Annotated in this window: 18 protein-coding genes and 1 pseudogene; 7 read left to right on the top strand and 12 right to left on the bottom strand. The window is 64.3% G+C overall.

Annotated features, from left to right (window positions below; translation table 11 throughout):
* The first annotated feature begins 12 nt into the window (after positions 1 to 12).
* Both LB551_RS12755 and LB551_RS12750 read left to right on the top strand, forming a co-directional pair.
* Positions 13 to 672, top strand: a complete 660-nt coding sequence (locus LB551_RS12755) for a GntR family transcriptional regulator (RefSeq protein WP_140497561.1) — start codon at positions 13 to 15, stop codon at positions 670 to 672.
* Complete coding sequence (locus tag LB551_RS12750) at positions 669 to 1,544, top strand: SMP-30/gluconolactonase/LRE family protein (protein ID WP_224659389.1); 876 nt, start codon at positions 669 to 671, stop codon at positions 1,542 to 1,544. Before LB551_RS12755 ends, LB551_RS12750 begins: the two co-directional genes overlap by 4 nt.
* A 6-nt stretch (positions 1,545 to 1,550) precedes the next feature.
* Here LB551_RS12750 and LB551_RS12745 read toward each other — a convergent pair whose 3' ends face one another.
* Both LB551_RS12745 and LB551_RS12740 read right to left on the bottom strand, forming a co-directional pair.
* A complete protein-coding gene (locus tag LB551_RS12745) occupies positions 1,551 to 2,384 on the bottom strand; it encodes an SDR family NAD(P)-dependent oxidoreductase (RefSeq protein WP_224659705.1) in 834 nt (277 codons plus the stop codon).
* 194 nt (positions 2,385 to 2,578) lie between these two features.
* Complete coding sequence (locus tag LB551_RS12740) at positions 2,579 to 3,259, bottom strand: GntR family transcriptional regulator (protein ID WP_224659388.1); 681 nt, start codon at positions 3,257 to 3,259, stop codon at positions 2,579 to 2,581.
* A gap of 259 nt (positions 3,260 to 3,518) precedes the next feature.
* Between LB551_RS12740 and hutH the strand changes: the two genes are divergently transcribed.
* On the top strand, positions 3,519 to 5,015 hold the full coding sequence (gene hutH / locus LB551_RS12735) for a histidine ammonia-lyase (protein ID WP_224659387.1): 1,497 nt from the start codon (positions 3,519 to 3,521) through the stop codon (positions 5,013 to 5,015).
* Positions 5,016 to 5,057: 42 nt separating this feature from the next.
* Here hutH and LB551_RS12730 read toward each other — a convergent pair whose 3' ends face one another.
* The 6 genes from LB551_RS12730 to LB551_RS12705 all read right to left on the bottom strand — a co-directional run bounded on the left by LB551_RS12730 (position 5,058) and on the right by LB551_RS12705 (position 10,694).
* The gene (locus LB551_RS12730) at positions 5,058 to 5,738 is read right to left on the bottom strand and encodes an aspartyl/asparaginyl beta-hydroxylase domain-containing protein (protein ID WP_224623579.1); all 681 of its coding nucleotides are present in this window, start codon (positions 5,736 to 5,738) and stop codon (positions 5,058 to 5,060) included.
* A 133-nt stretch (positions 5,739 to 5,871) separates the two neighbouring features.
* The gene (locus LB551_RS12725) at positions 5,872 to 6,087 is read right to left on the bottom strand and encodes a KTSC domain-containing protein (protein ID WP_224659386.1); all 216 of its coding nucleotides are present in this window, start codon (positions 6,085 to 6,087) and stop codon (positions 5,872 to 5,874) included.
* A 164-nt stretch (positions 6,088 to 6,251) separates the two neighbouring features.
* Positions 6,252 to 7,190, bottom strand: coding sequence for a sugar ABC transporter substrate-binding protein (locus LB551_RS12720; RefSeq protein ID WP_224659385.1), 939 nt, complete (start codon positions 7,188 to 7,190; stop codon positions 6,252 to 6,254).
* A 14-nt stretch (positions 7,191 to 7,204) separates the two neighbouring features.
* Positions 7,205 to 8,200 carry an ABC transporter permease gene (locus LB551_RS12715; protein WP_224659704.1) on the bottom strand — a complete coding sequence of 332 codons (996 nt, stop codon included), beginning with the start codon at positions 8,198 to 8,200 and terminating at the stop codon, positions 7,205 to 7,207.
* Positions 8,200 to 9,198, bottom strand: coding sequence for an ABC transporter permease (locus LB551_RS12710; RefSeq protein WP_224659384.1), 999 nt, complete (start codon positions 9,196 to 9,198; stop codon positions 8,200 to 8,202). The genes LB551_RS12715 and LB551_RS12710 overlap by 1 nt, the downstream gene beginning before the upstream one ends.
* Positions 9,195 to 10,694, bottom strand: coding sequence for a sugar ABC transporter ATP-binding protein (locus tag LB551_RS12705; RefSeq protein WP_224659383.1), 1,500 nt, complete (start codon positions 10,692 to 10,694; stop codon positions 9,195 to 9,197). Before LB551_RS12705 ends, LB551_RS12710 begins: the two co-directional genes overlap by 4 nt.
* A 312-nt stretch (positions 10,695 to 11,006) precedes the next feature.
* On the opposite strand from LB551_RS12705, the gene LB551_RS12700 reads away from it, so the two are divergent.
* From LB551_RS12700 to LB551_RS12690, 3 genes and pseudogenes are all read left to right on the top strand, one after another.
* Positions 11,007 to 11,681 carry a GntR family transcriptional regulator gene (locus LB551_RS12700; RefSeq protein ID WP_224659382.1) on the top strand — a complete coding sequence of 225 codons (675 nt, stop codon included), beginning with the start codon at positions 11,007 to 11,009 and terminating at the stop codon, positions 11,679 to 11,681.
* 190 nt (positions 11,682 to 11,871) lie between these two features.
* Positions 11,872 to 13,381 (top strand): annotated as a pseudogene (locus LB551_RS12695) (UxaA family hydrolase).
* Between the two features lie 59 nt (positions 13,382 to 13,440).
* The gene (locus tag LB551_RS12690) at positions 13,441 to 14,187 is read left to right on the top strand and encodes an SDR family NAD(P)-dependent oxidoreductase (protein WP_224659381.1); all 747 of its coding nucleotides are present in this window, start codon (positions 13,441 to 13,443) and stop codon (positions 14,185 to 14,187) included.
* Positions 14,188 to 14,247: 60 nt separating this feature from the next.
* Here LB551_RS12690 and LB551_RS12685 read toward each other — a convergent pair whose 3' ends face one another.
* Positions 14,248 to 14,775: a hypothetical protein gene (locus LB551_RS12685; protein WP_224659380.1), complete on the bottom strand. Its 528-nt coding sequence runs from the start codon at positions 14,773 to 14,775 to the stop codon at positions 14,248 to 14,250.
* A gap of 23 nt (positions 14,776 to 14,798) precedes the next feature.
* On the bottom strand, positions 14,799 to 15,659 hold the full coding sequence (locus tag LB551_RS12680) for a class I SAM-dependent methyltransferase (RefSeq protein ID WP_224659379.1): 861 nt from the start codon (positions 15,657 to 15,659) through the stop codon (positions 14,799 to 14,801).
* Between the two features lie 78 nt (positions 15,660 to 15,737).
* On the opposite strand from LB551_RS12680, the gene LB551_RS12675 reads away from it, so the two are divergent.
* Complete coding sequence (locus LB551_RS12675; protein WP_224659378.1) at positions 15,738 to 16,673, top strand: LysR family transcriptional regulator; 936 nt, start codon at positions 15,738 to 15,740, stop codon at positions 16,671 to 16,673.
* Between the two features lie 42 nt (positions 16,674 to 16,715).
* On the opposite strand, the gene LB551_RS12670 is transcribed toward LB551_RS12675, so the two are convergent.
* Positions 16,716 to 17,786, bottom strand: a complete 1,071-nt coding sequence (locus tag LB551_RS12670) for a tartrate dehydrogenase (RefSeq protein WP_224659377.1) — start codon at positions 17,784 to 17,786, stop codon at positions 16,716 to 16,718.
* A complete protein-coding gene (locus tag LB551_RS12665; protein WP_224659376.1) occupies positions 17,773 to 18,864 on the bottom strand; it encodes an isocitrate/isopropylmalate dehydrogenase family protein in 1,092 nt (363 codons plus the stop codon). Before LB551_RS12665 ends, LB551_RS12670 begins: the two co-directional genes overlap by 14 nt.
* Positions 18,865 to 18,913: the final 49 nt, after the last annotated feature.

The raw sequence follows: 18,913 nt of genomic DNA, 5'->3' as shown, positions 1-18,913 counted from the left end.
AGGCTTGGATGCATGGCGCGTATTCCCGACGTTCAGAAGCTTCTTCGTGACGACATCGTTTCCGGAGCCATTCCATTCGGGGCAAGGCTGAGGATCGACGATCTCGCCGGCCGTTATGGCGTGAGCCACATGCCGGTGCGCGAGGCCTTGCGCGCCTTGAGCGGCACCGGACTGGTCGTGCTGGAACCCAATCGCGGCGCCAGCGTCAGGACGGTCCACATGTCGTTTGTGATCGACCTGTTCGATATCCGCAGCGCCGTCGAAACGATGCTGGCGCGCCGCGCCAGCGAACGGCGCACCGCCGAGCATCTGCGCGATCTGAAAGCCGCGCAGGACATGCTGGAGCAAAGGGTGGCCAGCGACGACTTCCTTGCCGTCCCGCATGCCAACAACATCTTTCATGGCGTCATCAACGAGGCGGCGGGCAATCCGGGCGCGCTGTCGATGGTGGACCGCAACTGGCTGCTGGTGGCGGCGATCTGGCAACGCTACGGCTATGACGAGGGGCGCTTCCATGGCGTCATCGACGATCATCGCCATATCATCCGGGCCATAGAGCGCCAGGATGCCGGCTCGGCGGCGACCTTGATGGGCGCGCATATCGAAAAGGCCAAACACGACCTCCTGGCGCGCATCGCCGTCGATCCCAAACCCGATATCGGCCGGCAATGACGGCCCGGTTCGAGGTCGCGGCGTCGACGGGCGATACGCTCGGCGAATCGCCGACATGGCTGGCGCGGGGCGGAGAGTTGTTCTGGGTCGACCTGCGGCGCCCTTGCCTGCACAGGCTGCGACCCGAGACAGGAGCGGTGACGTCGTGGCCGATGCCTGAGGTCATCGGCTCGGTGGTTCCACGAGCATCGGGCGGTGTCGTCGTGGCCTTGCGGCAAGGTCTTCACGCATTCGATCCCGCCAGCGGCGCACTGAGCCTGTTGGCGCGCGTGGAGGACGGGCCGCCCGAGCATCGGCTGAACGACATGAAGTGCGATCCCGGCGGCGGCATAGTCTGCGGCAGCATGTGGGACTATGGGCTGCATGCGTCCGGGGCGCTTTACCGGATCAACACCGCCGGAAGTTCGAGCCGGATCCGCGACGGGATCGCCGTGCCCAATGCTATCGCCTTTGCCCCGGATGGCCGCACCGTCTACTTCACGGATACACGGCAAGGCGACATAGAGCGGGCGGATTTCGACCCGGCGAGCGGATTTGTGGGGCCGTGGTCCCTGTTCGCCGACCGGCACGCGGCGCCTGGAAGGCCCGACGGCGCCACCGTCGATGCGGACGGCTTCCTCTGGAATGCGCGCTACCAAGGCGGCTCGCTGGCGCGGTTCGCGCCCGACGGCCGGCTCGACAGGCTGGTCCCTCTGCCGGTCACCCAGCCGACCTCCTGCGCCTTCGGCGGCCCGGGCCTGAAGACACTGTACGTGACCACCGCGACGCAAAAGCTGACGGAGGCTCAACTGGCCAAGGAGCCTCTGGCGGGTTGCCTGCTTGCGCTCGATGTCGGCGTGGCCGGACTGCCGGAGCCGGCTTTCGCCGGTTAGCCTCTGTTATTGCCAGCCGAGATGACGGCCACCCGTCGCCTGCAGGTCCGCTCCGGTGATGAAGCTGCCGGCGTCGGAGCAAAGCAGCAACGCCGCTCCCGCCATCTCGCGCGCCTCGCCGGCGCGCTGCATCGGGGCGGACCCCTCCTGGATCTCGGCCCATTTGGCCGCGTCCTCGCGGCGCCAGCGATTGCGCTCGGTAACGACAAGTCCCGGCGACAGATTGTTGATCGTCACCCCGTACGGCGCATAATCCTTGGCAAGGTTGAACGACAGATTGTGCTGCGCGCTCTTCAGCGCGGCATAGACGGCGAGATCGGATTCGGGCCGCGTCTGGTTGATGCTGCCGATCGTCAGCACACGGCCCCAGCCATTGTCCTTCATGCCGGGCAAGGCGGCCTGCAGCAGTTCGATCGTCGCCTTGAAGTTGATCTGGATCTGGCGCTCGATCTGCTCGGCGGGAAGGTCGAGGAACGGTGTGCGGTACTGGATCGAGGCGCAGACGACAAGCACGTCCACACCACCCAACGCCTCGATCGCCGCCTGGACACAGCGGGCCGCCTCCCCGGCCCGAGCGAAATCAGCATCGATGGCGACGCCGCGCCTGCCCTTCCCGAGAATTTCACGGACAGCTTCGGCGGCCGCATCCGGCTGCCCGAATGCCACGTCGGCGTCGCGAGCGAAATGGACGGCCACATCGGCGCCCGCCTCGGCAAAAACCCGCACGATCTCACGACCGATGCTGACGCTGCCGCCGGTCACCAAGGCGCGCCGGCCGGCCATCGTGAAGCGCTCGGCAAGAGCCAGCGCATTCTGGATGTCGATCTCTTCCTTTTGCACCGTCAATGGCCCAGCCTTTCCAATTTGATCATTTTCTCGTCGGAATGCCCTTCAAAACCCATTTCTGGGAAAAAATCTAGAACCAATTCGTCTATTTGATCAAATCTGAGCACAACCGAAAAGCAGCGTGGTTGACGGCAGCTGCCAGGCGCAAGGCGTACAGACCGTCACGCATCTATTGGGTTGGACAAGTTCTAAGGTTTTCGCGACAGACCGTCGCCTTCTATGGCGTTGACCAATGTCTCGCTGCCTTGGCGCAGATGCTGCGTCAAAACGCTGACGGCCTTGCCGGCGTCGCGTCGCCGGCAAGCGGCCAAGAGGTCGCGATGCTCCGTCTGCGAGCGGGTGCGGTAGTCGAGGTTCGACAACAGGATACGGACGTAGCGGTCGGCGGCATTATGGTGCGCCTCGATCAGGCCGAGCAACCGGCGATTGCCGCAGGCGTCATAAAGCGCCAGATGAAAGGCCCGGTTCAGCACGCCCCACCTGCCGACATTGCGCTCGGCATCGATCTGATCGAGCACCTGTTCGGCCTCGTCCAGCTTGCCGCCGGGCAGGCCGGGAATGGAGAGCCGCAGCGCCTCGCACTCGAGCAGTTCGCGCACGGCATAGATTTCGCGGATCTCGTCGCCGTCCATTCTGGCGACGTGCGCACCCTTTGTCGGGTGGATGGATACGATGCCTTCGGCCTCGAGCTGACGAAGAGCGTCCCGGATCGGCATCCGGCTGAAGCCAAACTGCTCGGCCAGATCATCCTGGCGCAACGTCGTGCCGGCCTTCAGGGTCCCGCTGGCAATGGCCTCGCGCAAGACATTGGCGACCTGCTCGGCAACCGTTTGCGGCCTCTCGATCAAGCCTTCGCCAAATCCGCGCAATCCATGCTCCCATTCCACGCATCGTCAGCTTAGGGGAAAGCTTCATTCTCGGATATAGGTATCCAGGTGTACGAGATGTGTAAGAGAAGAGTGGCAAGCCGGCCGCGATGCGCCGGCATCGACGCGGGATCCCGCGGCGAAATCCTTCGGAACGGGAATGGCTTGCAGTTTGGCCCGCGGAAACAGCAAAACTGGCAACCGCCGGCCGCATGCGGTCAGGCCGGCGCGGCATTAGCGGCAGCGATCATGGGGGCAGGATATGACACTCAGAATGGTAGTGCTTGACGGCAAGCCGCTCAGTGCGGCTGATGTGGCCGAGGTCGCACGGCGCAACGCGCGCCTTGAGTTGGGCGGTCAGGCGATGCGCCGCATCCGCGAGAGCCGTGCGCTCATCGAGCATCTCACGCAACTTGGCAAGCCCATGTACGGCGTCACCACCGGTCTCGGTGCGTGCGTGGATACTCCGCTTGCGCAGGCCGATCTGATCGCGTTCCAGCACAGCGTACCGCTCAGCCACAGTATGGGCATCGGCCCCGCCCTTCCGACGGAGGCCGTGCGGGCGCTTATGGCCGCAAGGATTTCAGGCATGGCGGCCGGCGGCACCGGCACCTCCGAACGTGTGGCCATGGGCCTTGTGGAGGCACTCAACGCCCGGGTTCATCCGGTGATCCCCAGTTGGGGATCGATCGGGGCGGCGGACCTTGCCGCTCTCGGGCATATGGCGAGGGCGCTGCGCGGCGACGGCGAAGCGGAGTTCCAGGGCAAGATCATGCCGTCCGCCGAGGCGCTGGCCCTCGCCGGGCTCGAACCACTCAACCTGCGCGAAAAGGACGGCCACGCCATCATCGTCGCGAACAGCCTTTCGACCGGAACGGCATGTCTGTGCCTGGAAGACGTCGACCATCTCATCGACTGGTCTCTGGCGGCCGTGGCCCTCAATTATGAGGCATTCCGCTCATCCGTCAGCGCAATCAGCGAGGAGGCGCTGTCAGCCCGCCCGGCATTCGGCCAGCGCGAGATCGGCACGCGTCTGCGGGTGGAACTGGCGGGAAGCGGCTTGTGGGAGGACAACGCCGCGCGGCGTCTCCAGGACCCGCTCAGCTACCGCTGCGTGCCGCAGGTGTGGGGCGGCCTGCTGTATGCGTTCGAACAGGCGAAGCTGGCGACGGAGATCGAACTGGCCCACTCAGGCGACAACCCGGTTATCCTGCCGGAGATCGAGCGGGTCATCTCGAACGGCAACTTCGACCTGACGGCGATGACGCTGGCCTGGGAACAGCTCGGCCAGGCGCTTGCGCATTGCGCGGTCGGCACCGCCAACCGTTGCATGAAGCTGATGTCGCCGATAACGGCGGAGCTGCCGCGCTTCCTGTCGGCCAGGGGTGGGAGCCGCCAGGGCTATGCGGAGCTGCAGAAACCGCTTGCCGCGCTGGAAGTCGAGATCCGGCACCTCGCCAACCCGATGTCGCTCAGCCCGCTTGCCGTTTCGGACGGCATCGAGGATCAGTCGTCGATGGCCCCGCGCGTGGTGGCCAAGACCGCCGAGATCGTCGAGCGCCTGCGTTATCTCGTTGCGATGGAACTGATCTTTGCGGCTACGGGGGTGGAATTGCGCGGTGTCGTCGACAGCATGGGCGAGGGACCGCAGCGCACCTTCGCCGCCGTGCGCTCCCTTGTCAGCCCGCTTGACGATGACCGCGAAATGAGCACGGACATGACACGGATCGCACGGATGGTGGCGGGCCCACGCAACTGACGCGCCAAGGCGCTCGGCGAGCCCCGTGGCCCGCGGCTCCCCTCACGCAGAAAAGGACACGCCCCTGCGGCGCATGCCTGCCTGCACGCCGTGGACGATCAGCCGTGACAGGATTTCCATGTCGGGCGGCATTCGTGGACGCCAGATATCCAAAAGCAAGGCCACACGAGGCTTGTCGGCGTTGTTTGTCACTTCGTGAGGGAACGTGTCGTCCCACAACAGGCATTCGCCGTCGGCGATCCGCCTCTCCTGATGATTGATCATCATGACCGTTGCCGGACGGCCATCTGCCTGCCGAGGGATCACAAGGCCGAGATGGAACCTCATTATGCCCCTGAAAGGGCCGCGATGGCTGGGGATGTGCTTGCCCGGGGCAAGGAAAGAGATCGCCGCCGACTTCACTTCAGGGCATTCCGCAAGCAGCCGGTCGAGGACAGGCATCCGCGCTAGGTTTTGCGGAACCGCGATATCGTAGGCCTTCAGCACGAACATACGCCAGTCGCGACCGTCATTGGCCGAGATGTCGGCCTGTTCAGGCATGATGTCGTGGAAGCGGGGCGCCTTGCCCACGGCAAGCGCTTCGTCGCGAATGGCCTGCCAGGCGGCCGTGAACTTGGTGGCGTTTGGAAATTCGCTGGCGGCATCGAGGATCGCCGGCGCGTCGATGCGCTTTTCGTAGATCCGCCGCACCAGACCGGATGCAAGATCGTAAACTTGAGACATTTCATGGCCTCGAGGACATCATGAAACGAATATCCGGCAATTAAGTTGCTGATCCTGTTCGGCGTATGCCTGTCAGCACGAATTCGTGACCGACGAACGGTCCCGCGATCCCGCGCTTTGTTGCTGGCGTTCGTCAGCGTTCAGGGGCGCGTTCGACCAGACGAAACCGGTAGCGATCCCGTATATATTCATTGAAGAAGCGCCCCTTGGAAGAGGCGGCTTTGAAGGCAGCGTAGGTCTCGCGCTCCACGTCTTCGTAGTCATAGCGATTTCCGCTCGGCACGAACCAGACCGAAAGCACCCTGGTGGCGGGATGGTACTGTGTGCTGCGGATGGCCGTAGAAGGCATTGGCGTTCTCCCGGATGGATAATCCGGGGCGCAAACGGAAGTTCCAACTGTGCCGGGCAGTCTTGGCTGGCAGGCCTTCCTATAACGAGCAGCGCAGCCGTATCGTCCGTCCGCGCCAGAAGATGAAGGAGCCGGCCCGGTTCTGCCGAGCCGGCCCCAGGGGATCAGAACGCCGGCTCGACCGCGTTGACATTGTCCTTGGTGACGACCGTCAATGGGATCGGCAAACGGTCCTTGACCTCCTTGCCGTCCATGATCTCCGCCATGGTGTTGATGGCCAGGCGGCCGTCCTCGACCGGCGACTGCACGATGGTGGAGTACATTTCGTTGGTGCGGATCGATTCGAACGCATCCTTCTGGCCGTTGATGCCGACGATCGGCGGTGCCGCCTTGGACGGATTGGCCTCCTTCCAGGCGTCGATGAAGCCGCGCGCCATGGTGTCGTCATTGGCGTAGACGCCGCTGATCTGGTCGCCGAAACGGGTGATCAGGTCGCGGCTGACCACCAGCGCCTTCTGCTGGTCGAAATCGGCATTGACCGTGTCGAGCACCTTGATGTCGGCATTGGTTTCCTTGAGACGGTCGGTGAAGCCCGTCACACGGCCGATCGTCGTGCCGTTGCCAGCCTGGCCGGCGATGATGACGACGGAACCCTTGCCACCCAGCGCCTTGCCGAGCGAGTCGGCCGCAAGCTTGCCTTCCTCGTAGACGTCGGGCCCGGTGAACGACCTGATGAACGGCTTGGCATCGTCGCTCATCGGCGAGTTGATGAGGATCGCGGGAATGTTCGCCTGCTGCGCGCGGGCGAGGCCCGGTATGTAGGCCTGCGGATCGAGCGGCCACAGGATGATGCCGTCAACTTTGCGCGCAACGCAGGTGTTGAGCTGCTCGGTGCCCTTCTGGACGTCGAAATCCTGGCTGAGGCTCAGGATCTCGATGCCGAGCTCGCCGGCGCGCGCCTGGAGCGCCTTGTTGGCCGGCGTCGCATAGGCATGCGAATCCGCTGCTGTAACGTAGCAGACCGTCTTTGCACCGGCCCAGCCCGTCGAGGCCAATATTACCGCCATGGCGGTGATGTGGAGCATGCTTTTCTTGCCAACCATAGGTTTCCTCCCGATCATGTATTTCCTCCTTGAGTGATTGGATTGTCGCGAATGAGCGCGGGGCCTGTGCCCGACGCCCTCCCCTTTGTAGTCACGGCCCGATCGAGCACGACGAGCAGGATCAGGATAAGCCCCGACACGACCTGCTGGACGTATGCGGGAACGGATTGGAACTCCATCGCGATGGTCAGCGAGCCGATCGTCAGCACGCCGCCAAGCGTGCCGAGCGCGGATCCCTTGCCGCCTTCGAGGCGGGTTCCGCCGACCACGACCGCGGCAATGACGGCGACCGTCAGCTCCGAGCCGAAGACGGGCGAACCGGTGTTCGTGACGAGGCTCTGGAGAACGCCTGCGAGACCGGCGAGCGTGCCGGCGAAGACGAAGCCCAGAAAAACGATGCGATCGGAGGCGATGCCGCTCTCCTTGGCTGCCGCCGGATTGGACCCCACCGCAAAGACATTTCGGCCCGGTATGGTACGCGTCAACCAGACATGCAGCAGCACGATCAGAACGATGAACAGCGCACTGCGGATAGTGAAGGTTTCGAGATGGATCTTGGCGAACGCCAGCGAAAGCATGATGTCGGTGCCGGTCACCGGCTGGCTGTCGGTGATCCAATGCGCGAGCGAGCGGAAGATCAGCATCGTCGCCAGGGTCAACACCAGCGAGTTCACCTTCAGCCCGACGACCAGCGCGCCGTTGATGGCGCCTGCCAGCATGCCGACCAGGATACCGACAAGTGCGGCGGGCAGGATGCCGATCTCGCGCTGCAGGATTACCGACATGATTCCCGCCAGCGCGAACACCGCGCCGCCGGAGAGGTCGATCTGGCCGGCGACCAGAAGCACCGTAAGTCCAATGGCGATCAGGCCGATCGTCGCCGCCCGGTCGAGGCCGAGTCCGAGGGTCGATGCGGAGAAATAACCCGGAACCACCAGGGCGGAAATAATCAGCGTCAGGCCGAGGATGATCACCACCCTGTGCCGCGAGGCAAGCGCCAGGAAGCGCATCACGCCACCCCCCGCTTGCGCAATACCACATCCATGCCGACGGCGCCGACGATGAGGATGCCGAGGACAAAACCCTGGATCGGTGTGCGCACGCCGTCGAGCACCATGACGTTGGTCAAAAGCTGCACGAAGATCAGGCCCGCGATCGCCCTCGGCACCGAGCCGAAACCGCCGATGATCGACACGCCGCCGACCACGACCGCGGTGATTGCGCTGAACTCGTAGCCGGCGCCGATCAGCGGCCGCGCGCTTTGCAAGGTCAGGCCCAGCAGGCCGCCGCTGACGCCCGAAGCCAACGCCGTGATCACGAACGCACCGGCCTTCACCGCCTCCACCGGCACCGCGCTCGCCTCGGCGGCGCGGTAATTGCCGCCCGTGGCGAGCGTCCACCTGCCCCAGAAAGAGCGCGAGAGGACGAAATGGCCTATGAGAGCGATCAGCAGGAAAATCAACACCACGACCGGGACGCCAAAGAGCCGGCCCTTGGCGAATTCGGCCGAAGCGGGATTGTTGCCATAGACGATGACGCCGCCGACGGCCGCCTGCACGATGCCCAGCCCGATGGTGCCGATGCCGAGCGTGGCGATGATGGGATTGATACCGACATAGCCGACCAGCACGCCGTTGAGCAGGCCGATAAGGCCCGCAAGCGCCACCGCCAGGACGAAGGCAGGAACCGGCCCGATCATTGGCTGCAGCCCGAGCGAAAGGATGGCCCCGCAGGCGATGGCGGCCGGCACCGACAGGTCGGCCAAGCCGCCGGCCACGAGCACGAAAGTCATGCCGACGACGACGATGCCGACAATGGACATCGAGGTCAGGACGTTGAGCAGATTGCCTGTGGTGAAGAAGGCGGGGCTGACGAACGAGCCGTAGAGCATCACTGCAAGTATGGCAAAGCCAAGCCCCGCCTTGGACAGGACATCGGCAAGCCTGCTGCCACGCGTGAAGCGGTCATTGCGGGTCGCCGCGCTGGTCTCCATGGCCGCATCAGTCATGCCGCCTCCTCCCCCGTCGCCAGCGCCATGATGCGCTCCTCGCTCAGTTCGGCGCGGGCGAGCGGCTCCGATGCACGGCCGTCGCGCATCACCACGACGCGATCGCAGACGCCGAGGATTTCGGGCAGTTCCGACGAGATCATCACCACCGCCATGCCGTCGGCCACGAGCCGGCCGATGATGCTGTGGATTTCGGCCTTGGCGCCGACGTCGACGCCGCGCGTCGGCTCGTCGAGGATGAGTACGGAGGGCTTGGCCGCGAGCCATTTAGCGATGACCGCCTTCTGCTGGTTGCCCCCCGACAACAGGTCGATGCGCCGCTCCCCGTCGGGAGGCGAAATGGAAAACTGCTTCACATAGGTCGCCGCCAGCGAACGGTCGGCGCTGCGCCTGATGCGGCCGAAGCTGGTCAGACGCCGCAATATCGGCAGGCTGATGTTCTCGCGGACCGACATGCCCGGAACGATGCCGTCGCCCTTGCGGTCCTCGGGAACGTAGGCGATCCCGGCTCGCACCGCCTCGGAAGGAGAGTTGATGGCGACCTTGCGCCCGTTGACGCTGACCGTTCCCTCCACCAGCCGCGACAGGCCGAAGATGGCGCGCGCTACCTCGGTGCGGCCCGCCCCGACCAGTCCGGTCAAGCCCAGTATCTCGCCAGCGCGCACATCGAAGCTGACATCGCGGAAATGCGCCCCGTCGCCGATGCGTTCGACACGCAGCACGGACTTGCCGATCGCGGCTGGGCTTTTCGGGAACACGTTGCTGACCTCGCGGCCAACCATCAGCCTGATCATTTCGGCCGCGGTTATGCCGTCTATCGGGCGGGTCTCGATCATTGAGCCGTCGCGCAGCACGGTCACCTCGTCGGCGATCTCAAGAACCTCCTTCAGCCTATGGCTGATGTAGACGATGGCGATGCCGTCATCGCGCATCTTGCGAAGGATCCGGAACAGCGCCGCGGTTTCGTGCTCGCTCAGACTCGACGTCGGCTCGTCCAGCACGATGATCCTGGGCTGCGCCGCATAGGCCTTGGCGATCTCGACCAGTTGCTGCTGGCTGATCGACAGGTCGCCGAGCCGCTCGCGCGGGTTGATAGCCGCGCCCAGCTCGTCGAGGACGGCGGCGGCCTTCCTGACCATTTCGCCCTTGCGCAGCCAGCTGCATCTGCCGGGCATGCGGCCGAGATAAACGTTCTCCGCGACGGTCAGGTCGGGAACAAGATTGATCTCCTGATGCACCATGCGGATGCCGAGCGCCTGGGCGTCGGCGGGACGCCGCATGCGCACTTCGGCGCCGCCGACGAGGATTGTGCCGGCGGTCGGAGCATAGGATCCGTTGAGCACCTTCATCAGCGTCGACTTGCCGGCGCCATTCTCGCCGACGACCGCATGGACGGTGCCGAACCGGACGGCGAAATTGACGTTCGACAGGGCCTTCACGCCGGGAAAAGTCTTGGAGATGCCTCTCATGTCCAGGGCACAAACGGCGGCACTCATCTAGGCTTGGTCCTCCCTGGTAGCATGCGGCCGGTAGCGTTATGTTAGTATAATGGACTTCCAGGCACGGTTCGGCCCACCTCGAGCCGGCCCGAAGGCCCCCTTCAGCGCATCCGCACCAGGCACTTCATCATAGACTGAAAATCACGCAACGGGCGGCACTATTGCACTAATATAATAGTTCTGGCAAGCTGGATCTGACCGCTCCGTCACTGGCGTCGGATCGCAACGAGCCCCGCGTCGCATGCAGGTGCATTCCGTTGACATTCGAATAATTTTGCCATTTCAGGTGGACGAACGATGGGATTTTCCATGGATCTAGATCCTTCGACCCTCAATCGAGCCCTCCCGCTGCGCGACCAGATCTACAACAAGATCCGCAACATGATAGTCGTCGGACGGCTGAAACCGGGTGAGGTCATCAACGAGGTCGCCATCGCCGAAGCGCTGGGCGTCTCGCGCACGCCCGTGCGCGAAGCGGTCAAGCGCATCAGCGACGAAGGGCTCGTCAAGATCCTGGCGCAGACCGGCACCTACGTTGCTCCCATCAGCCGGGCCGACCTCGAGGAAGCCTATGTCATTCGGCGTGCATTGGAGATGGAGAGCGCCAGGCGCGCCGCCGCCAAGCTGACGCCGGCCGCCAGTGAATTGCTGGAAGACAATATGGCCGCGCATAAGCTCGCCATAGCGCGCGGCAGATACGCCACAGCGATTCAGCTCGACGACGTCTTTCACCGCACCATCGCCGAAATATGCGGTTTGCCGATGATCTGGCGCGCCGTCGACATCTCCAAGGCGCAGATGGACCGCGGCCGCTATCTCGCTATTCCGAAGCCCGGCTATGGCGAGCAGACGATCGAACAGCACGAAGCCATTCTGGACGCGCTGAAGCGTCACGATGCCGAGGGCGCCGCAAAGGCGATGGAACATCACCTCGAGACGTCATTTCGCAACACGCTCGAAGTCGCCGCCGAGCTTCTCGACTGACGACCTCGACTGAGCGCCGAGACGGGCGGCGCAGGTTCCAGGTCCATTCAGCGTCGGCTTGTGACCTGCCATCCGGCGGTTTGCGAGGCCCGGTGAGCCGTGTTCGCAGCTTGACCGTTGACATTCTATTATATTAGTATTCTGATCCATTCGACGGCATTGTGCCGGCGGGGCTTTTTCAGAGTTTGTAATGGCGCGGTTCATCCAGCTTTCGCATGCCGACAACATCCTTCTGGCGGTCGATCCGCTGAAGATCGGCGACAAGGCAGGCGACGTGCCCGCCAAGGCGCGCATACCGCGCGGACACAAGATGGCGTTGTGCGACATCGGGTCGGATGAGCCGGTCGTGAAATATGGGCAGACCATCGGATTCGCCCTCGGACCGATCGCTGCCGGCGATTGGGTTCACGAGCAATGTGTATCTGCGCAATTTCGAACGCGACTATCTGTTCGGCACCAACGCCAGGCAAACGCCTGTCGTCCCTGACGCCGAGCGCGCGACCTTCATGGGTTACCGCAGGCCGAGCGGTAAAATCGGGACGCGCAACTTCATCGCTGTCCTGACTTCGGTGAATTGTTCGGCCAGCGTCGCCCGCTTCATCGTGGAAGAGATCAACCGCCGCGGTATCCTGCGCGACTATCCCAATGTCGACGGCGTGATCTCACTCGTCCATGGCACCGGCTGCGGCATCGACACCAAGGGCCCCGCTTACGACCTCCTGAAGCGCACGCAGTGGGGTTTTGCCACGAATCCCAATGTCGGCGGCGTGCTGATGGTCGGGCTTGGCTGCGAAGCGTTCCAGATTCCGCGCTGGATGCAGTCCTATAATATCGAGGAGAGCACGACCTTCCGCACGATGACCATCCAGGAGACCGGCGGCACACGCAAGACGGTCGAGGCCGGGGTGAAGGCGATCCTCGATATGCTGCCCACCGTCAACGCCGCGCAAAGGACGCCGCAGCCGGCCTCCGAACTGGTGCTCGCGCTGCAATGCGGCGGGTCGGACGGCTATTCCGGCATCAGCGCCAATCCGGCGCTTGGCGCCGCGGTGGACCTGCTTGTCGCGCAAGGCGGCACGGCGGTGCTGTCCGAGACGCCGGAGATCTACGGCGCCGAACATCTGCTGACCATGCGTGCGGAAAGCCGCGCGATCGGCGAGAAGCTGATCGAGCGTATCCGCTGGTGGGAGGACTACACCGCAAAGCACGACATGGAAATGAACAACAACCCGTCTCCCGGCAACAAGCTCGGCGGGTTGACGACGATCCTGGAGAAGTCGCTCGGCGCGTCCGCCAAGGGCGGGACGACCAATCTGCGCGCGGTGCTGGAATATGCCGAACCGATCAACGAACGCGGCCTCGTCTTCATGGACACGCCGGGCTACGATCCGGTCTCGGCCACCGGCCAGGTTGCCGGCGGCGCGAACATATTGTGCTTCACCACCGGGCGCGGTTCGGCCTTCGGCTGCAAGCCGACACCCTCGATCAAGCTTGCCTCCAATTCCTTCATTTTCGAGCAGATGCGCGAAGACATGGACATCAATTGCGGGGACATCCTCGACGGCGTCACGCTGGACGACAAAGGCCAGGAGATCTTCGCAGAGCTCCTGCGCGTAGCTTCGGGCGGGCGTACCAAATCGGAATCGCTGGGCTACGGCGATAATGAGTTCGTGCCCTGGAACCTCGGCGCTACCATGTAGCGACATCGCCCGCCCGCAACAGGCAACCTCAATTCTCTCAACCAGAAAGAACGCTCGGCATGAACAGGATCGATCTTGACGGCCAACACGCCGTGGTCACCGGAGGCGCGCAAGGCCTCGGCTTCGCGATGGCCAAACGCTTCGTCGCCTCCGGCGCGACGGTCACCTTGTGGGACGTCGACGAGGCGCGCCTCGAAACGGCCAAGCGCGACCTTGGCAAAGCCGCCACGACCCTGGTCGTCGACATTGCGGATTGGGAGACGGTGGACGCCGCGCGGGCAAAAACCGAGGAGAGCGCCGGGAAAATCTCCATCCTGGTCAATTCCGCCGGCGTTGCCGGTCCCGCCGCCCCGCTCGACAGCTACGACATAGAGACGTGGAAGAAGATCATCGACATCAACGTCAACGGCACTTTCTATGTCAACCGCGCCGTGGTGCCCGGGATGAAGTCGCGCAATTACGGGCGGATCGTCAACATCGCTTCCGTCGCCGGCAAGGAGGGCAATCCCAACGCCGCCGCCTATTCCGCTTCGAAGGCGGCGGTCATCGGCATGACCAAGTCGCTCGGCAAGGAGCTCGCTCAGTATGACATTGCGGTCAACTGCATCTCGCCGGCCACCGCGCAGACCCGAATCCTCGAACAGCTCACGCCCGAGCACATCGAATACATGCGCTCGCGCATCCCACGCGGCCGTCTGCTGGAGGTCGACGAGGCCGCCGCCATGGTCGCCTGGCTCGTCTCAAAGGAAAACAGCTTCACCACCGCCTCGACCTTCGACCTGTCGGGCGGGCGCACGACCTATTAATCGAATACGGGCGAAACCCTCTTCGCCGTGCGGCGCGCCGGTACACCGGCACTTGCTGCGTCACGGAGATGCGGCCGCGTCGCCGGCGAAGACTCGAGTTGCCTGGAGCTGGGGGCGCAGCATCAGGTAGAACGCGACGGCGTGCGTGATCATCAGCAGTGGGACATAGATTACGGGGATCGCGTATGTGGCGCCTAACTCCCCCGCCACCGCAGGAAGACCGGCCTGGCTCCCGTGATAGTAGTCGACGCCGATATCGATCGTTCCAACGAGGTTGAAGGCGACGACGAACAACCAGAACAGCGGACGTATCCTTATCGTCAGAAGCGCCAGCATGGCCAACACGCCGGTTGCGAAGTCGCCATAGGCGGCGAAGGTGGCGAAATCAGCCGGCAAATTGGGCCCGACGACGCCTGGAATGATGAAGACAAGCCCGAAGAAGCGGAAGCTGTGCAGCGTGGCGATAGCGCGTTGCGCCTCGACCCCGGTCAACGATCTGAGCCGGGGCAAGATATACACGCCGACGCAGAGCAGCCAAGGGACGTAGCCTAGAGCGAGGTGTAGCAGGAAAATGGTTGCAGGCGACATATGGCCTCCCAAGAGACGTTGATTCACGCGGCCTCGAACACGGCCGTCAGGATGCCGAGCCGGCCTTCCATGAGATTCCGTCCGAGGTTGGACGCCAGCTCCGACATGTCCGGCCCCATGACCACGCCAAGGTTCGGCGACAGCAGTGGCCCCGACGCGCGCAGTTGGGCGATCCAGGCCTTGGCGGCTTCGGTGTCGTCCTGCCAGGCCAGCGCGCGGAAACCGGCCGTTTCAATTGCGCTGCGGGTCGCCGCGGCCGTCAGGAGAAAGCTGGTTGCGGGCAGCCGCGCCCAGGGGACGGGATAATGCGGCTCGCCGCCGTTCGACACGACGTCGAAGGTCGCGAACCTGCCGCCCGGTTTCAGCACCCGCCGGATCTCGCGATAGAGCCGCGCCCGGTCGGCGATGTTCATGGCCACATGCTGCAGCAGCGCGACATCGAAACGGCCGTCGTCAAGTGGAAGCTGCAATGCGCTGCCAATCTGGAACGACACCTGTTCGCTCTGCCCAGTGCGTTCCGTCAGATAGCGCGCTGCGGCCACGAACGGCTCGCTGAGCTCAACACCCGTAACCCGGCAGCCATAGGTCGCGGCAAGAAAACGCGCCGGCCCGCCGACGCCGGAGCCGACATCCAGAACCGACATGTCGGCCGTGATCCCGGTCAAGCTGGCAAGCTCGGCAGTCGCGGCAAGTCCCCGGGTGTGAAACTGGTCGAGAGCGGCCAGTTGCCGGGGCATCAGCCGCTGATCCTCCGGCCCGAAGGCGGCGAGCGCTGCCTTAAGCCGTTCGGTCAGGCCCGTCGCGCGGTAGTGGTCGCGCACGCCATCAAGCGCGTCGGCAAGGGGTCTCCCAAGATCGTTGTCCAGTATCCTGCGGCTCGACATCGGTGCGCCTCCTGATTTGCAAGGTGCAATCTACGCCCGCTTCCAGCGGTCGACTATTCGCGATAATGTTGATGGGGCATGAAGCAGAACTTCACGGTCCGGAAAGGTGCGCTCGACGGCGTGGAGGCGTTCCTCGGCGTCGCGCAGCACCGCAGCTTCCGAAAAGCGGCCGCGGAGCTCGGCGTCACGCCATCGGCAATCAGCCAGGCGGTGCGCGCGCTCGAGGCGCGCGTCGGCGCGGCGCTCTTCATGCGCACGACGCGCAGCGTCGGCCTGACCGAAGCCGGGGAACGGTTCCTTTCGCGCGCAAAGCCCGCTTTCGAGGAACTGGTCGCCGCCACCGAGGTCGCACGTGAGCTCGGGCAGCGGCCGACCGGGCTGTTGCGCCTCTCTGTGCCGCGCGCCGTGGTGCCGATCCTGCTGGAGCCGCTGGTGGCATCCTTTTGCCAGGCCTATCCCGAAGTAGAGGTGGAGATCGCCGCAAGCGGTGAGTTGGTCGACCTGGCGGCCGACGGGTTCGACGCCGGCATCCGGCTCGGCCAGTTTATCGCCGCCGACATGGTCGCGGTTCGGCTGACGCCGCCGTTCCCGCTCGTGGTCGTCGGCAGCCCTGGCTATCTGCGCCGGCAGAAGCGGCCGGAGCGGATTGACGATCTGCGCGGCCATGCCTGCCTGCGCATGCGCCGCTCGAACGGATCGATCGCGCCCTGGCCCTTCATCGACGGCAACAAGACCGTCGAGGCAATCGTCTCCGGGCCGCTGGTCGCGCATGACTACCCGACACTGCTTGGCGCCGCGATCCAAGGAGTGGGACTTGCACAGGTCCCCGGCCCTCTCACCGAGGCCCCGATTGCCGACGGCCGGTTACAAGCGTTGCTCACGCCCTTCGCCGTCACGACGCCGGGAGTTTTTCTGTACTATCCCGACAAACGCCAGGTCCTGCCCAAGCTGCGCGCGTTCATCGAGCATGTGAAATATCGGGGAACGGACGCCGAAGGCGCGCAAACTCCCTGAGGCCAACCGCTCTCGATGACGGGCTTGCCTGCCCGTGCCGCGCTAATTGGCGCGAAGGGCCGCAATCACCGCGGCGGTAACTTCGGCGGTGCTCGCGGTGCCGCCGAGATCCGGGCTGAGATACTCCGCGCGGTCCGTGACAATTTCGATGGCAACCATGAGGCGCCGCGCCGCGGCCTGCTCGCCGAGATGCTCAAGCATCAGGCTCGCCGTCCAGAACGATCCGAGCGGATTGGCGACGCCCTTGCCGGTAATGTCGAAGGCCGAACCATGGATGGGTTCGAACATGGAAGGTCGGCTGCGCGAGGGATCGATGTTCGACGTCGAGCCGATGCCGAGTGATCCGCCTAAGGCAGCGGCCAGGTCGGAGAGGATATCGGCATGCAGGTTGGTCGCCAAAACCGTGTCGATGCTGCCGGGTTTGTTGACCATGCGCTGGGTCATGGCGTCCACCAGCATCCAGTCGACGCTGAGACCGGGATAGTCGCGAAGCACGCCGCGCACGACTTCGTCCCACAGCACCATGCCGTGGCGCTGCGCATTCGATTTGGTGACGACGGTCAGAAGCTTGCGGGGACGCGACAGCGCAAGCTCGCAGGCGAAACGGGCGATGCGTTCTATCCCGGCGCGGGTAAAGACGGCGACATCCATGCCGACCTCGATGGGCAGTCCGCGATGGGCGCGACCACCGACGCCGGCATATTCGCCTTCACTGTTTTCGCGCACGATCACCCAGTCTATCTGCTTGCCGAGATCGGGCCGCAACGGGCCGGTCAGCCCGGGCAAGAGGCGCGTCGGCCGCACATTGGCATACTGGTCGAACCCCTGGCAGATGGCCAGGCGCAGGCCCCAGAGGGTGACGTCGTCGGGAAGGTTCGGATCTCCGACCGAGCCGAAATAGATCGCGTCGAAACCCTTCAATTGCCCGAGGCCGTCCTGCGGCATCATGCGGCCGTTGCGGCGGTAATAGTCGGAGCCCCAGTCGAAGCGCTTGAAGTCGAAGGCCAGACCCGGCTCGACAGCGGTCAGGGCTTCCAGCACCTTCACGCCGGCTTCGACGACCTCCGGCCCGATACCGTCACCACCGATGACAGCGATCCTATGCGAGGACATTTTCAGTTTCCTTCTCGATGGCAGCGACGATGGCGCTGGTCATTCCCTCGGTGTTGGCGGTTCCGCGTATGTCGCCGGTCCGCGTCTCGGGCCGCGCGAGCGCCGCAACAGTGGCCCCCGCCATCATGGAAGCCGCGCGAAGCGCCTCGGGAACGCCGCGGTTGTGGCCAAGCCATTGCAGCAGCATGCGGGTGGATTCGATCATCGCATAGGGATTGACGACGCCCTTGCCGGCGATATCGGGCGCGGACCCGTGCGCCGCCTGCGCCATGGCTATATCGCCTTCGCCGATACACAGGCCGGGCGCCATGCCGAGGCCGCCGACGAGGCCGGCGGCCTCGTCGCTGAGGATGTCGCCGAACATATTGGTGGTGACGACGACATCGAATGTCTGTGGATCCCGCAACAGCCGCATGGCGAAGGTGTCCACTATCACCTCGTCGACGGCGACATCGGGGAATTGCTCGGCGGCCCGATAGCACTCCTCCACGAACATGCCGCAGCCGAGCTTGAACACGGTGTCCTTGTGAACGATCGTCAACTTCTTGCGCCTGGTTCTGGCAAGTTCGAGTGCCGCCTTGGCGACACGGTAGCTGCCGGCGCGGGTGATGACGCGAACCGAAATGGTCGTGTCGTGCGTTGGCCGGAATTCTCCTGAACCGGCAACGACATTGCGATCAGGCTGAAAGCCCTCGTTGTTTTCCCGCACGATGACGAGATCGACGTCGTCGAACAGCGCGCCGAGACCGGGAAAGGAGCGCGTCGGCCGGACATTGGCAAAAAGGCCGAAATGCTTGCGCAGGATCGGGTGCGGATTGATGGCGCCAGTCACCTTTGGATAGGCCCGATGTCCGATCGGCCCGAGTATGAAGCCGTCCAATGTCGAAAGCGTCTCGAGCGTGCCGTCGGGCATGGTCGATCCGTGCGTGTCGAGCGCCGCGCGGCCGATCGGCATCGGGCGCCAGTCGATGTCAAGGCCGCTGCGCGCGGCGGCGGCCCTGGCGACGCGCACGGCGGCAGGCACGATTTCGTGTCCGATGTCGTCGCCATTGAGGATGCCGATCGTGAGATGGGCCATCGGCCGACCTTTCTGAATTGCCGGCCGCGGCTCTGCCGTCGCGGCCCCT

This window comes from Mesorhizobium sp. BR1-1-2, assembly GCF_020165435.1.
Taxonomy (GTDB): Bacteria; Pseudomonadota; Alphaproteobacteria; order Rhizobiales; family Rhizobiaceae; genus Mesorhizobium.
This window is presented reverse-complemented; position numbering and strand designations above follow the sequence as displayed.

Excerpts from the sequence above, each read along its gene's own strand:
- LB551_RS12755 (WP_140497561.1), top strand. The coding sequence starts at position 13 with ATGGCGCGTATTCCCGACGTTCAGAAGCTTCTTCGTGACGACATCGTT.
- LB551_RS12750 (WP_224659389.1), top strand. The coding sequence starts at position 669 with ATGACGGCCCGGTTCGAGGTCGCGGCGTCGACGGGCGATACGCTCGGC.
- hutH (WP_224659387.1), top strand. The coding sequence starts at position 3,519 with ATGACACTCAGAATGGTAGTGCTTGACGGCAAGCCGCTCAGTGCGGCT.
- LB551_RS12730 (WP_224623579.1), bottom strand. The coding sequence starts at position 5,738 with ATGTCTCAAGTTTACGATCTTGCATCCGGTCTGGTGCGGCGGATCTAC.
- LB551_RS12725 (WP_224659386.1), bottom strand. The coding sequence starts at position 6,087 with ATGCCTTCTACGGCCATCCGCAGCACACAGTACCATCCCGCCACCAGG.
- LB551_RS12720 (WP_224659385.1), bottom strand. The coding sequence starts at position 7,190 with ATGGTTGGCAAGAAAAGCATGCTCCACATCACCGCCATGGCGGTAATA.
- LB551_RS12715 (WP_224659704.1), bottom strand. The coding sequence starts at position 8,200 with ATGCGCTTCCTGGCGCTTGCCTCGCGGCACAGGGTGGTGATCATCCTC.
- LB551_RS12710 (WP_224659384.1), bottom strand. The coding sequence starts at position 9,198 with ATGACTGATGCGGCCATGGAGACCAGCGCGGCGACCCGCAATGACCGC.
- LB551_RS12705 (WP_224659383.1), bottom strand. The coding sequence starts at position 10,694 with ATGAGTGCCGCCGTTTGTGCCCTGGACATGAGAGGCATCTCCAAGACT.
- LB551_RS12700 (WP_224659382.1), top strand. The coding sequence starts at position 11,007 with ATGGATCTAGATCCTTCGACCCTCAATCGAGCCCTCCCGCTGCGCGAC.
- LB551_RS12690 (WP_224659381.1), top strand. The coding sequence starts at position 13,441 with ATGAACAGGATCGATCTTGACGGCCAACACGCCGTGGTCACCGGAGGC.
- LB551_RS12685 (WP_224659380.1), bottom strand. The coding sequence starts at position 14,775 with ATGTCGCCTGCAACCATTTTCCTGCTACACCTCGCTCTAGGCTACGTC.
- LB551_RS12680 (WP_224659379.1), bottom strand. The coding sequence starts at position 15,659 with ATGTCGAGCCGCAGGATACTGGACAACGATCTTGGGAGACCCCTTGCC.
- LB551_RS12675 (WP_224659378.1), top strand. The coding sequence starts at position 15,738 with ATGAAGCAGAACTTCACGGTCCGGAAAGGTGCGCTCGACGGCGTGGAG.
- LB551_RS12670 (WP_224659377.1), bottom strand. The coding sequence starts at position 17,786 with ATGTCCTCGCATAGGATCGCTGTCATCGGTGGTGACGGTATCGGGCCG.
- LB551_RS12665 (WP_224659376.1), bottom strand. The coding sequence starts at position 18,864 with ATGGCCCATCTCACGATCGGCATCCTCAATGGCGACGACATCGGACAC.